Source organism: Streptomyces sp. NPDC057617, assembly GCF_042800555.1.
Taxonomy (GTDB): domain Bacteria; phylum Actinomycetota; class Actinomycetes; order Streptomycetales; family Streptomycetaceae; genus Streptomyces.
Genome location: NZ_JBHVGV010000001.1, coordinates 829815 through 842738, shown reverse-complemented (window position 1 = coordinate 842738; position 12924 = coordinate 829815). Strand labels below are relative to the sequence as shown.

The 12924-nt window shown below is 72.0% G+C and carries 11 protein-coding genes; 9 read left to right on the top strand and 2 right to left on the bottom strand.

Annotated elements, in window-relative coordinates; genetic code table 11:
* Nucleotides 1-110: 110 nt before the first annotated feature.
* Nucleotides 111-791 (bottom strand): hypothetical protein, encoded by a 681-nt coding sequence (locus tag ACFU9P_RS03715; protein WP_384077628.1) that lies wholly within the window; start codon nt 789-791, stop codon nt 111-113.
* Between the two features lie 405 nt (nt 792-1196).
* Between ACFU9P_RS03715 and ACFU9P_RS03710 the strand changes: the two genes are divergently transcribed.
* The 9 genes from ACFU9P_RS03710 (at nt 1197) to ACFU9P_RS03670 (ending at nt 11642) form a co-directional block, all read left to right on the top strand.
* Nucleotides 1197-1733: a hypothetical protein gene (locus ACFU9P_RS03710; RefSeq protein WP_376374468.1), complete on the top strand. Its 537-nt coding sequence runs from the start codon at nt 1197-1199 to the stop codon at nt 1731-1733.
* A 219-nt stretch (nt 1734-1952) separates the two neighbouring features.
* The gene (locus tag ACFU9P_RS03705; RefSeq protein WP_384077626.1) at nt 1953-4151 is read left to right on the top strand and encodes a hypothetical protein; all 2199 of its coding nucleotides are present in this window, start codon (nt 1953-1955) and stop codon (nt 4149-4151) included.
* A 95-nt stretch (nt 4152-4246) separates the two neighbouring features.
* Complete coding sequence (pelF, locus tag ACFU9P_RS03700; protein WP_384077624.1) at nt 4247-5833, top strand: GT4 family glycosyltransferase PelF; 1587 nt, start codon at nt 4247-4249, stop codon at nt 5831-5833.
* Entirely contained in the window at nt 5830-7248 is a 1419-nt protein-coding gene (locus ACFU9P_RS03695) for a hypothetical protein (RefSeq protein WP_384077622.1), read from the top strand. Before pelF ends, ACFU9P_RS03695 begins: the two co-directional genes overlap by 4 nt.
* 117 nt (nt 7249-7365) lie before the next feature.
* Nucleotides 7366-8367 (top strand): SDR family NAD(P)-dependent oxidoreductase, encoded by a 1002-nt coding sequence (locus ACFU9P_RS03690; RefSeq protein WP_384077620.1) that lies wholly within the window; start codon nt 7366-7368, stop codon nt 8365-8367.
* Nucleotides 8368-8448: 81 nt separating this feature from the next.
* A complete protein-coding gene (locus ACFU9P_RS03685) occupies nt 8449-9162 on the top strand; it encodes an NDP-sugar synthase (RefSeq protein ID WP_376374480.1) in 714 nt (237 codons plus the stop codon).
* A gap of 7 nt (nt 9163-9169) precedes the next feature.
* Nucleotides 9170-10096 (top strand): NAD-dependent epimerase/dehydratase family protein, encoded by a 927-nt coding sequence (locus ACFU9P_RS03680; protein WP_384077618.1) that lies wholly within the window; start codon nt 9170-9172, stop codon nt 10094-10096.
* Nucleotides 10093-10755: a spherulation-specific family 4 protein gene (locus ACFU9P_RS03675; protein WP_384077616.1), complete on the top strand. Its 663-nt coding sequence runs from the start codon at nt 10093-10095 to the stop codon at nt 10753-10755. Before ACFU9P_RS03680 ends, ACFU9P_RS03675 begins: the two co-directional genes overlap by 4 nt.
* 86 nt (nt 10756-10841) lie before the next feature.
* The gene (locus tag ACFU9P_RS03670; protein WP_384077913.1) at nt 10842-11642 is read left to right on the top strand and encodes an endo alpha-1,4 polygalactosaminidase; all 801 of its coding nucleotides are present in this window, start codon (nt 10842-10844) and stop codon (nt 11640-11642) included.
* Nucleotides 11643-11752: 110 nt separating this feature from the next.
* On the opposite strand, the gene ACFU9P_RS03665 is transcribed toward ACFU9P_RS03670, so the two are convergent.
* On the bottom strand, nt 11753-12706 hold the full coding sequence (locus ACFU9P_RS03665) for an SMP-30/gluconolactonase/LRE family protein (protein WP_384077614.1): 954 nt from the start codon (nt 12704-12706) through the stop codon (nt 11753-11755).
* Nucleotides 12707-12924 lie beyond the last annotated feature (218 nt).

The following is a 12924-nucleotide window of genomic DNA, read 5'->3' as shown; positions in this document are numbered from 1 at the left end:
GGTCGGTACGGCGGTGGCGGGGCGCGCCGGGGAGCGGGAGCGGGTACGGGTGGGGGCCCGGACTCCCCCGGGCGGTCAGGACGTCCCCGCCCGGGCCCCCACCCGGGCTGTCAGCCGGCCGGGGAGGACAGGGTGGCCAGGACCCTGCCCGCCGTGTCGTACAGCGTCACGCTGCGTATGAAGTCCACGGACCCGCCCGTGGCCTCACCGGCACCGCCGGTGCCCGCGCCCTCGGGGCCGAGGACCTTCGGGGCGGAGGGCAGCTCGGTGGTGGCGTACCAGGCGCCCCAGCCGGGCCTGCCCGCCAGCTCCACCATCGAGGCGCGTACGGTCCTGCCCGTCCGCGTGGTGATCTCGACGCGGGCCGCGGCGCGGCTGCCGTAGTAGACGCCGGAGTGGAAGTAGCGGTCGCCCACCGGCTCCGACTGGCGTGAGATGCCGGGGGTGGTGAGGTCGAGGTTGCCGTCGGTCACGCTGCGGAACTGTTCGCCGTCCGGGGTGGACCAGTGCTTGCCCTCCCCGGTGAGCCACAGCAGGACGTCCGGCGCGGCCTTCACCCGCTCACCCGGAGCCACCACGCGGACGGACGACGCCTGCCCGGCGGGCCGTACCCCCGCGCCGAAGACCCCGGCTCCGGTCGCCGTACGGGACTTCGCGACCCCCGCGGACGGAGTGGCGGCCGAGGGCGCGGTGGGCGCCTTGTCCGACGTCAGCGCGTACGCCCCCGTCGGCACGGCCAGTACCGCCGCCGTGACCGTCGCGGCGGCCACATACTTCTTGATCCGTGTCATGAACGGACAGCTCCTTGTACGTCTTCGAGTTCGAACGGTACGGAGGGCGCCTCTCCCACCCGTTCAAACCCCGGTCGCCGCCCGGCCGGATGACATGCCCCGCGAACTTTTTTCCTGACACCTCATCCGGCCGCGGCGCGGAGCCCCGTGGCAGACACGTGAGCGAAGTGCCTCCGCGCTGTGCGGGCGTACGGAATGCGCCATTCTCGTGGGCTTGCCCATGTTGCGGAGCCCTCTGTTCCGTACGTACCGTCGCCGCTCGACCACCCTGCGCGTTCACGGGGTCCGGGTGCCGTCGTGAGGCGGGAGGCGGGCGTGGGGCGGGCGTGCCCTTCGAGCCGATGCGGGACGGGCGGGGAAAGGCGGGGCAGACGGGGGGCCGAGCGGTCTCCTAGCCTTCCCGCCATGCCCATCACGAAGCTGAGACGCTTAGGTCTCGCCCTTGCCCTCGCCCTCGCCACCGCGCTGTTCGGCCTGGCCCAGCCGGCCGCCGCCGACACCCCTGACCTGGCCTTCTCCGTGGACCAGCCGGTCACCGTCCCGGGGTCCACGGTCAACATCACGATGACGCTCACCAACAACCAGACCACGGACATCTGGTTCGTCTACCAGTCCGTCCAGCCCACCTGGGCCACCACCCAGCGCCGGGACCTCAAGTACACCTTCACCTCGTGCACCGCCGACGGCGTCGCCTGCACCGGAACCGGCACCACCACGCTCGGCGTGAACTACGAGATCCCGCTCCCGCCCGGGGCGACCCGTACCGTCACGCTGTCCTACGACATCGCCGCCGATTCCGGCTGCAACGCCGACATCGCCTTCTACTCGTACCTCTACTACGAGTACAACTACGGCCAGAATGTGAAGGACGGCACCTACAACACGCCGACGACCCGGCTGAACTGCGCACCGCCCCCGGCCCCCGCCGCGGCCCGTGCCTGACACCTCCGGCCCGTCGCGAGGGCCGGTAAGGAACACCGGGATCGCCCGCGTTTTTCCGTCATGTTTCACAATCAGCGCACGAAACCCGCACGCACCCACCACCATGTGAGACATCAGAGCGTGGCGCCGGTCCTCCGTACGAGGGCCGGCGCCGTGCTGGGGGTGGGGGTCCGGCGGTCGGGAGAGCCGACCGGACCCGCTGGGGAGGGATTCGACCGCATGAAGCAGAGCCTTCGCACGACCGCACTGACCACCGGAGCGCTGCTGCTCGCGCTCGTGTTACCCACGGCGCCGGCGATCGCCGACGAGCCGGCGCCCCGTATCGATCTGCGTGTCCTGGTCGTCAGCGACGGCGGTCCCGCCACGGCCGCCATCGCCGCCGAACTCGACACCGCGGGCACGCCGTACACCCTCGTGGACCTCGGACGCTCCGACCGGCCCGTGATCGGACCGGCGTTCCTGGCCGACACGGTGGACGGCCGGCCACGGGCGAAGTTCCAGGCCGTCGTCCTGCCCAACGACAACCCGTTCCAGGCCGGTTCACCCGAGATGGCCGCCCTCGCCGCCTATGAGCAGACGTACGGCATCCCTCAGGTCGACGCGTACACCTACGCGCGCCCCCAGGCCGGCCTCGAAGTTCCCACCGCCGGGGGCTACAGCGGTTCCGTCGACGGTATACGGGCCCAGGTGACCCCCGCGGGCAGCGCGGGCCCGTTCGGCTATCTCGACGGCGAGGTGCCCTTCGAGGACAACGCCCCCGACGTCGGGGAGAGTTACGCCTACTTGTCCCGGCCCCGGGCCGGCGCCGATTTCACCACCTACGTGGACGCGCCGATCCCCGGCTCCACGGCCAGGGGCTCCCTCGTCGGGGAGTACCGGCACGACGGCCGCCGGGAGCTGGTGGTCACCTTTGTATACAACCAGTATCAGCAGCAGTTCAGGCTGCTCGCCCGGGGCATCGTCGACTGGATGACGCAGGAGATACGCCTCGGTGCCTCCCGGAACTACTTCGCCGTCCATGTGGACGATGTCTTCGGCGCCGACGACCGCTGGGACCCCCTGCTGAACTGCACACCGGGCGATGTGGACTGCCCACCGGGCCAGGGCACCCAGAACCCCATCCGGATGTCGGCCGCGGACGTACGGGACGCCGCCGACTGGTCGCGGCGGCGCGGCTTCACCCTCGATCTCGCGTACAACGGCGGCGGCAGCGTCCAGCACCGCGAGGACAACGGCGGCGCCGATCCGGCCGCCGACGAGTTCCTGGCCAGGCGCGCCGACTTCCGCTGGCTCAACCACACCTATGACCACGCGTTCCTCGGCTGTGAGCAGAATGTCTCCGTCGTCCCCTGGAAGTGCGCCACCAACGCCGACGGCAGTACCCGCTATATCGGCCGCACGGAGATATCGGGGCAGATATCGGACAACCAGCAGTGGGGCGAGCGGGCCGGACTCCCGCTGCGCGCCGAGGAGTTGGTGACCGGTGAGCACTCCGGGCTGAAGGTGCTCCCGCAGCAGCCCGACGACAACCCGAATCTCGCTCCCGCGCTCGCCGACAACGGCATCGCCTGGCTCGCCTCCGACAACTCCCGCGACCCGGGGCAGCGCGCCGTCGGCCCCGCTCTCACCGTGGCCCGGTATCCGATCAACATCTTCTACAACGCGGGCCGGAGGTCCGAGCAGGTCGACGAGTACAACTGGCTCTACACCAGCCGGGCGCAGGGCGGCAGCGGACTGTGCGAGGAACTCGCCAACACCACCTGCCTCGACGCGCCCCTGGACACCGCGACCGGCTACGCCGACTACATCGTGCCGCTGGAGACGGGCATCGCCCTGGGGCATGTGCTCGCCAACGACCCGCGGCCGCACTTCATGCACCAGTCCAATCTCGCCGAGGACCGGATCGGATACCCGGTCCTGGACGCGGTCCTCGACCGGTACGCGGCTCTCCACGCCGACAACACCCCGCTGGTGAACCTCCGGATGAGCGACATCGGCGAGGAGCTGCGCGAGCGCGGCGCCTGGAACGCCGCCGTCAGGAGCGGCGCCGTCACCGGTTTCCGGATCGGCGGCACCGTGACCGTACAGGCCCCGGAGAACGTCGCGGTCACGGCCAGCATGCCGGCCGGAACGACCCGGAGCGTTCCGGCGGGAAGCACGGGCTTCGGGGAGCCGTACGCGGGGACCGTCTCCGGCTGGGTCTCGCGCGCGGCCGGCCAGGACCGGGTCACGCTCGTGCTGCCCCAGGCCCTGGTGCCCGCCCCCGTCGACGCGGGCCACGCCGCCGTGGCAGGCCGGGCGGCGGATCCGGCCGGCCGGACCGGACAGCGCGCCGAGGAGCCGTCACCGGGGACCGCGCCTCGCACGCCGGTGCCCGCCGGTGTGCTGCGGCCCGCACGGCCGGGCACCGGGTACTGATCCCGGCCCTCCTGCTCCCGGCACCGGGTCCCGTCCGCCGCGCGGCCGGCGGGACCCGCCACGCCCCCGCACTCTTCTCGCCGTGGAGAGCCTCCATGCCCCTGCGTCACCACGCGCCACGTCCCGGCGCGGCACGTGTCACCCTTCTCACCGAAGGCACCTACCCCCACAGCCACGGCGGTGTGAGCGTCTGGTGCGACCAGCTTGTCAGCGGCATGCCCGATGTGGACTTCCATGTCGTCGCGGTCACCGGAAGCGGCCGCGAGAGCGCCGTATGGGAGCTGCCTCCTCAGGTGACCGGGCTGGACCCGGTCCCGATGTGGGGGCCCGCCCCCGACGGGGCCATGCCGCGCGGCCGCGCGCTGCGCCGGCTGCTGGCCGCGTACGAGCGGTTTCTGACAGCGCTGCTCGACCCGGCCGCCGAGAGCGGATTCGCCCCCGCCCTCTACGAGATGGCGCGCGCCGCGCAGGACGGGACGCTCAGCCCGGCCCTGCGCGACGACCGCGCGGTGCGGATACTGACCGCCGTCTGGAACCGGCCGGGACTGCCCGTACGGGAAGCCCGCCCCACCCTGTACGACGCGGTCACCGCCACCGGACTCCTGGAGCACGCGCTGCGTCCGTTCGCCGCCCGTCTGCCGGAGCGGGGGGTGAGCCACGCGGTCAGCGGCGGTGTGGCCGCGCTGCCCGGCCTGGCCGCGGCCGAACTCCACGGTGTCCCGCTGCTTCTGACGGAGCACGGGGTCTATCTGCGGGAGCGCTATCTCGGCTACCGGACCGCCCCGTACCGCTGGCCCGTGAAGGCCGTCCTGCTGGGATTCTTCCGGCTGCTGGCGGAGGAGACGTACCGCAGAGCCGCGCTGATCACTCCCGGGAACCGCTACAACCGGCTCTGGGAGGAGCGGGGCGGAGCCGATCCACGGCTGATCCGCACGGTGTACAACGGGGTCGATCCCGCCGCGTTCCCGCCCGCCGGACCCGAACCGGAGCTGCCGACCCTGAGCTGGGCGGGACGCGTCGACCCGATCAAGGACCTGGAAACGCTGATACGGGCGTTCGCGCGGGTCCGTTCGGAGCTGCCGCGTGCGCGGCTGCGGCTCTTCGGCGGCACCCCGCGCGGCGGCGAGGCGTACCGCGTGCGGTGCGAGGAACTGGCCGCCTCCCTCGGGCACAGCGACGCGGTCACCTTCGAGGGACGGGTGGACGAGATCAAGGACGCCTACGCGGCGGGCAATGTGGTGATGCTCTCCAGCATCAGCGAGGGGTTCCCGTTCACCCTGATCGAGGCGATGTCGTGCGGGCGGGCGACCGTCTCGACCGATGTCGGCGGGGTGCGCGAGGCGGTGGGCCCGACCGGTCTGGTGGTCCCTCCGCGCGAGCCCGCCGCCATGGCGGCGGCGGCGCTGGAACTGCTGGCCGACCCGCCCAGGCGTGCCGCGATGGGCGAGGCGGCACGGCTGCGGGTGATCGAACAGTTCACCCTCAGACAGACGGTGGACACGTTCCGCGCCATCTATCTCGAACTGTCCGCGCGCGGCACCTCCTCCGCGGCTCCGTCGGCCGTCGGCCCGGCGCCTTCGCCGGCGGCGACCGCCGTACGGTTCCCGGCCGCGGCGAGGGCGGCGCAGCTCGCCCCGGCCGGACATCCGGCCGCCGCCGATCTCGGGGGAATGGCCGGATGAGCGGCCCGATACCCCTGGAGCCCGGCGACGGGCGGGACGACACCCTCTCCCTCAGACTGGCGGACGGCACCTCTGCCGCCGGGAGCGAGACGACACTCGCGCTGCGGCTGCCCCGTACCGGCCATGTCGGGCGGCGGTCGCGGACCGACGGTCCCGTGGACCGGCTGGCGGCCGAACTGGCCGAGCGGATAGGGCCCGCCGTGCACGCGTACGAGGTGGCCGCGCTGCTGGAGTCCGAGGGGCTGACCGGTGAGCGGATACAGCGCCAGTACGGGCATCCGGATCTGTTCTCGCTCGCCGAGGACCTGTTCCGCAAGGTGCCCCGCAGCTTCCCGGAGCCGCCCTCCCCGCCCGATCCCTGGGTCCCCGACCATGTGCGGTGCGCCCTGCGCGGTGCGCTGTTCGCCCTGCCGGCCCTGGCCTATCTCCTGGTTCCCCCGCTCCCGCACGGCGGACGGGAGACCCAGGGGCTGATCGCCGCCGCGCTGTTCTCCTGGGCGTGGGGCCAGGCCCTCGGGCACCGTACGCATCTGCGGCTCGCCGTCGGCCGCCGCGAGGCCGGCCGGGCACTGCTGGTCGGCGCGCCGACGGGAGCGCTGCTGGCGTCGGCCGTGGGAGCGGCCGTCGCCGGAACCGGTCCCGCGGCGCTCTTCGCCGCGGCGCAGTCCTGCTACCTCGCGGCGGCGGGCGTCCTGCTGGTGCTCGGCCGGGAGCGCGTGCTGCTGGCGACGCTCGTCCCGGTGGCGGCGGGGGCCGCGGCGCTGCCCTGGTGGGAGCCCGGTCCGCCGGTGCGCACCGGACTTCCGCTGCTCACCCTCGCGCTGGCCGCCGCGGCGGCGGGCCACGCCGTACGGGAAACGCTCAAGGCGCCCCCCGTCCCGGACGTCCGGCGGCCTCCTCCGCTACGGACCTCCCTGCCGTACGGTCTGTTCGGCCTGGCGGCCGGGGTCCTGGTGCTCTGGGTGGGGCGCGGCCATACGCTCGCCGTGGTCGTGCTGACCGTGAGCATGGGCCCCGCGGAGTGGCTGCTGTACCGCTACCGGGGGCTCTCGGTGGCGGCGCTGCGCGCGGCCACGACGCCACGCGGCTTCCGGCTGCGCTCCGCCGCCGTTCTGGCGGTCTGTCTGACGGCCTATGTCCTGCCGCTGATTCCGGGAGCGCTGCTGACCGGAGCCGATCCCCTGCCGCTGGTCGCGCTGGGGGCGACGCTGTGGACGGCCCTGCTGCTCCAGGCGTTCGGCATCGGCCTGCCACCGGCGTTGATCTGCTCCGCGGTGGCGGCGGGTCTCACCGCCGCGCATCTCCTGGACGCGCCACCGGATCCTCTGACACTCGCACTGTCCTGCGGCGCCGCGGCGGCCGTTCTCATCGGCTGTGCGCTGTGGCTGCTGGGCAGGCCGACGGCGCACGCCTGACCTGCCCGGGCGCTCATCGCGCCTCCGCCGGGCCCGTGCGCCGAGGCCCGGCCCCCGTCACCACCATTCACGGACAACCACGCTCAGACCACTCAGGACCACGCGAGGAGACACCCGTTGACATCCGTACCGCTCGTAGCCGTCACAGGAGCCGAGGGCTTCATCGGCTCGCACCTGACCGAGGCGCTGGTGGCGTCCGGACACCGGGTCCGGGCCATGGTGCAGTACAACTCCTTCTCCTCCTACGGCTGGCTGGAGAGCCTTCCGTCCGAGGTGCTCGACCAGGTCGAGATCGTGCTCGGGGACGTGCGTGACCCCGGCTCCGTCCGGGCCCTGGCCGAGGGCGCGGAGACGGTCTACCACCTGGCCGCACTCATCGCGATCCCCTACTCGTACCAGGCGCCGCACAGTTACGTGGACACCAATGTGACGGGCACCCTCAATGTGCTGGAGACGGTCCGCGCGCTGGGCACGCCCCGGCTGGTGCACACCTCGACCAGCGAGACGTACGGCACCGCGCGGACCGTACCCATCACCGAGGACCATCCCATCCAGACCCAGTCCCCGTACGCGGCCTCCAAGGCGGGCGGGGACCGTCTCGCCGACAGCTACCACGCCAGTTTCGGCACCCCCGTCGTCATCCTGCGCCCCTTCAACACCTACGGTCCCCGCCAGTCCATGCGCGCCGTGATCCCCACGGTGATCGGCCAGGTCGCCGCCGGGTCGCGGACCGTCACACTCGGGGACCTGCGGCCCACCCGCGACTTCACCTTCGTGTCCGACACCGTCCGCGCCTTCCTGGCCGTGGGAACCGCCCCGGCCGCCACCGTCGTGGGCCGGACCTTCAACGCGGGGACGGGGGACGAGATCTCGATCGGCGATCTGGTCCGGCTGATCGGCAAGGTGATGGGGGCCGAACTGGCCGTACGGGAGGACGAGCAGCGTATCCGCCCCGCCGACTCCGAGGTCATGCGGCTGGTCGCGGACGCCGGACGGCTGCGCGCGGCCACCGGCTGGGCGCCGGAGCACGACCTGGAGAGCGGGCTGGCACGCACCGCCGGCTTCTTCCGTGATCCCGCGAACCTCGCCCGCTACAAGGCAGGCATCTACCACATCTGATCCGCGCGCCATCCCGGACACACCACCGCACCTCTTCACAGGCGGCCCCGTCGGGCCGCCCCACAAACAGGGAGACTCTCCATGCACGCAGTGATACTTGCCGGCGGCAAAGGCGTCCGCTTACGCCCGTACACGACGGCACTGCCCAAACCCCTTGTACCGATCGGCGACCGGCACGCCATTCTGGAGATCGTGCTGCGCCAGCTCGCCGCCGCCGGGTTCACCAGTTGCACCCTTGCCATCGGCCATCTGGGACAGATCATCCGCGCCTATGTCGGCAACGGCTCCCGCTGGGGGCTCGACGTCGACTACTCCAGCGAGGAGAGCCCGCTGGGCACCATGGGCCCGCTCCTGACGATGCGGGACCGGCTGCCCGAGACCTTCCTCGTGATGAACGGCGACATCCTCACCGATCTCGACTACCGCGATGTGCTCCTTCGCCACCGCAGTTCCGGCGCGCCCCTGACGATCAGCACCTACGCGCGCAAGGTGCACATCGACTTCGGTGTTCTGACCACACAGGCCGGACGGGTCGTCGGCTTCAAGGAGAAGCCGAGCATGGACTACCGGGTCTCGATGGGCGCCTACGGGCTGAGCCGGGCGACGCTCGACGCCTACACCCCCGGACTGCCGCTCGGATTCGACGAACTCGTCCTGGATCTGATGAGATCGGACAATCCCCCGCACGCCTACGAGTTCGACGGATACTGGCTCGACATCGGCCGCCCCGACGACTACGACCGCGCGAACGCCGAGTTCACCACCTACCAGTCCCTTCTGCTCAAGGGAGCCTGAGCACTCCATGCGCATCCTGGTCCTGGGCATCACCGGATACCTGGGCGGGCACGCCGCCGAACAGCTTCGCACCCTGCCCGGTGTGCGGCTGCTCGGCGCCGGCCGGACCCCGGCCACGGGGCCGGCCGTCGATCTCGCCACCGTCGACACCCGTCAACTGGCGGACGTGGTCGCCTCGTTCGCCCCGGACGCGGTCGTCAACTGCGCGGGCGCCGTCGGCGGTGACGCGGTGACACTCGCCGAGGTCAACGCCCGGGGCCCCGCGGTGCTCTGCGCCGCCCTGCGGGAGGCGGCTCCCCGGGCGCGGCTGGTCCATCTCGGATCCGCCGCCGAGTACGGTCCGGCCGCACACGGCGAGCGGGTCACCGAGGACGCCGCCACCCGGCCCGCCGGTCCCTACGGTGCCACCAAGCTCGCGGGCACCGTCGCCGTCACCGCGGCCGGTCTTGACTCCGTGGTGCTGCGCGTCGGCAACCCGGTCGGGCCGGGCGCCCCGTCCGCCGGACTGCCCGGCCGGGTGGTCCGGCAGCTCCTGCCGGCCGGCGCGGATCCCGGCGCCGTCGTACGGCTCGGCGATCTCTCGGCGTACCGGGACTTCGTCGATGTACGGGACATCGCCCGCGCGGTCGTGCTGGCCACCACCGCACCGGGGCCGCTGCCCCCCGTACTGAACATCGGCGGCGGACAGGCCGTCCCGGTCCGTGAGCTGGTGCACGGCCTGGCACGGGCGGCGGGGTTCCGGGGCAGGATCGAGGAGACCCAGGGCGGCTCCGCGCGCTCCTCGGACGTGTCCTGGCAGTGCTCGGACATCTCCGCCGCCGCGGACGCGCTCGGCTGGGCTCCCCGGTACGGACTGGCGGAGTCCGTGGCCGCCCTGTGGGCCTCCGCGCGCACCGGGCCGGCACCGGCGCCGGCCGGGGACCGTGTGCGGTGAGCCTGCTCGTACCGCTCTACGTCCATCCCGCCGAGGACCCGGCGGCCTGGCGGCTGCTGACCTCGGCCGCCGGTCTCCTCTACGGTGTGGTGCTCAACCCCGGTGACGGTCCCGGCCATGCCTCGGATCCCGCGTTCGTCTCCGCCGCGCGTGCGCTGCGGGAGGCGGGCACACGCGTCCTCGGTTATGTCGATCTCGCCTACGGGGAGCGGCCGGGCACCGATATCAGGGACGATCTCGACCGGCACCGCGAGTGGTACGGCACCGACGGCTGCTTCCTCGACCAGGCCCCCGCCGGCGCGGGTGAACTGCGCCGCTGCCGCCGTCTGGTCCGCGCCGCGCGGCGCCGGGGAGCGGCCACGGTCGTACTGAACCCGGGAGTCCATCCGGCCCGCGGCTACGCCCGGATCGCGGATCTGATCGTCACCTTCGAGGGGCACTGGACGACCTATCTGTCGCCCTTCGCCCGGCCGCGCTGGACCGCCCGTCATCCGGCCGGGAGGTTCTGCCATCTTGTGTACGGTGTGCCGCCCGCCCTGACCGGACTCGCCGTGCGCACCGCCCAGGAGCGTGGCGCCGCCGTCTCCTGTCCGGTCGCGGGAGAACTGCCCAACCCGTGGACCGCGCCCCCGTTCGGTCTGCTCCGGAAGGCACCATGACCCGTCCACTCCCCGCTCGGGCGCGTTGGAGCGTGCCCCGCCCGGTCCGTGTGCCATGTGCCGGCGCGCCGCGTCTCGTCGTTCCGCTGCCGCACTTGCTGATCCTGCTGGTGTTGCTCCTGCTGGTGGCCGGCTGTTCGACGACGGACACGGAGAAGGGTCCGGAAACCGGGAAGCCTGCCCCGGCGAAGCGCTGGGCGCCCCGGCCGGGCACTCCCTGGCAGTGGCAGCTCGACGGACGGGTGGATCCCCGGACCGATGTGCCCGTGTACGACATCGACGGTTTCGAGAACACCGCCGCCGATGTCGCCCGTCTCCACCGGGACGGGCGGAAGGTCATCTGTTACATCAACGCCGGTGCCTGGGAGGACTTCCGGCCGGACAGCGACACCTTCCCCTCCTCCGTCCTCGGCCGTCCCAACGGCTGGGACGGCGAGCGCTGGCTCGACATCCGGCGCCTCGACGTCCTCGGGCCTCTGATGGCGAAGCGCTTCGACATGTGCCGGTCGAAGGGGTTCGACGCGGTCGAACCCGATCTGCTCGACGGCTATCTCAACGACACCGGATTCCCGCTGCGCGCCGGCGATCAGCTCACGTACAACCGGCTGATCGCCCGGCTCGCGCACGAGCGCGGTATGTCGGTCGGACTCAAGAACGATCTGCCGCAGGTGCCCGCGCTCGTGGATACCTTCGACTTCGCGGTGAACGAGGAGTGCGCGCAGTACGACGAGTGCGGCTCGCTCACCCCCTTCGTACGGGCCGGGAAGGCCGTCCTGCATGTCGAGTACGCGCTGCCCACCGAGGACTTCTGCGCGCAGAGCCGCCGTCTGGGCCTGTCCTCCATGCGGAAGAAACTCGAACTCGGCACCTGGCGCCAAGCCTGCTGACCGGTACCCCGCCGGGTGACGCAAGGGGCCCGGAGTAAACAGTGCCCCTTGCGTCCGGTACGGAGTCCATGTCCCGGAGGACTACGAGGGTGCCGTCGAACGCCCCGGTGTCAGAGGGAGACGGCGACGGCGTTGAAGGTCGTGTCGGGCGTCTGGGGGCTGGTGAAGCGGGCGTTGACGAGGTACAGGCGATCGCCCCGGCGGGCGGCGGTGGTGGGCACGTCGAAGCGCGGGTCGGTGATCGTACGGCGCAGGGTGGCGGAGCGGACCGTGGCGTCGAGGCTGAACACGCTGATGAGGTTCAGCCGGTTCTGTACGACATACAGTGTGCGGCCGATACGGAAGAGACCGTCGCCGTTGGCGACGTCCGTCGCGCCGTTCAGTGTGATTTCAGTGGCGCGGCCGGTCTTCAGACCCACCTGGTAGAGCTTGCCGGGCGTGCTGCTGACGACGATCAGCCCTCGGCCGTCGGGGGTGCCGACGATGCCGTTCGCGTTGTTCACATCGGGCGTCTGCACCCAGTCGCCGCTGAGCGGCAGGCTGCGGATCCCGCCTCCGCGGCCGCGCGGTATGCCGTAGAGCACGCTGTCGCGTGAGTCGGTGAACCAGGCGCGGTCGCCGAGCAGGATGACGTCGTTGATGAAGTGGCCGGTGGCGCCGGTCAGTTGGTACGTGGCCACCAGCCTGCCCGTGCGGGAGTCGACGACCCGCGCGGTTCCGCCGCCGCCCCCGGCGATGTAGAGCAGGCCGTCATGGTCCAGCTTCAGCCCGATGGCCACCGTTCCGGCGGCGCCCTCGTGGATGAACCCACCCTCCCCGGTGCGCAGATCCGTGCGGTAGACGGCCCCGTTGGCGCGCGAGCCCATGTAGGCGTACGGCTTGGCGCCGATGGTGATCCCCTCGGGGAGGAAGCCGTTCGGGAGGGGGAACTCGGTCGGCCACGCGCCGGCCTGGGCGGCGGTGGCGGCGTTCGCCGTGCCGACGCCGGCCGCCGCCGCGAGCGTGGCGAGGGCGGCACCGCCGAGAACGGTCCGCCGGGACGGTTGGAGCTGGTTCCGGGCCATGGTTCCGGGCCTCCGTGAAGAGTGGGGGTGGAAGTCTGTGAACTCGGCAACTCGGTGAACTCGCACAACTCGGTGGCGAGTTCTCCTCATTCGTAACGGGCCGTCACCTGCCAGAGTTCCAGCCGCCGGGGCGGATCCATCGCCATACGTATGCCGTCTACGTCATCTGTGTGTGCCCTAATACCACGTGAATATGACATTGGCATCAAATTTGCCCA

What these genes read in the sequence shown, in the direction of transcription:
- ACFU9P_RS03715 (WP_384077628.1), bottom strand. Translation starts at nt 791, where the DNA reads ATGACACGGATCAAGAAGTATGTGGCCGCCGCGACGGTCACGGCGGCG.
- ACFU9P_RS03710 (WP_376374468.1), top strand. Translation starts at nt 1,197, where the DNA reads ATGCCCATCACGAAGCTGAGACGCTTAGGTCTCGCCCTTGCCCTCGCC.
- ACFU9P_RS03705 (WP_384077626.1), top strand. Translation starts at nt 1,953, where the DNA reads ATGAAGCAGAGCCTTCGCACGACCGCACTGACCACCGGAGCGCTGCTG.
- pelF (WP_384077624.1), top strand. Translation starts at nt 4,247, where the DNA reads ATGCCCCTGCGTCACCACGCGCCACGTCCCGGCGCGGCACGTGTCACC.
- ACFU9P_RS03695 (WP_384077622.1), top strand. Translation starts at nt 5,830, where the DNA reads ATGAGCGGCCCGATACCCCTGGAGCCCGGCGACGGGCGGGACGACACC.
- ACFU9P_RS03685 (WP_376374480.1), top strand. Translation starts at nt 8,449, where the DNA reads ATGCACGCAGTGATACTTGCCGGCGGCAAAGGCGTCCGCTTACGCCCG.
- ACFU9P_RS03680 (WP_384077618.1), top strand. Translation starts at nt 9,170, where the DNA reads ATGCGCATCCTGGTCCTGGGCATCACCGGATACCTGGGCGGGCACGCC.
- ACFU9P_RS03665 (WP_384077614.1), bottom strand. Translation starts at nt 12,706, where the DNA reads ATGGCCCGGAACCAGCTCCAACCGTCCCGGCGGACCGTTCTCGGCGGT.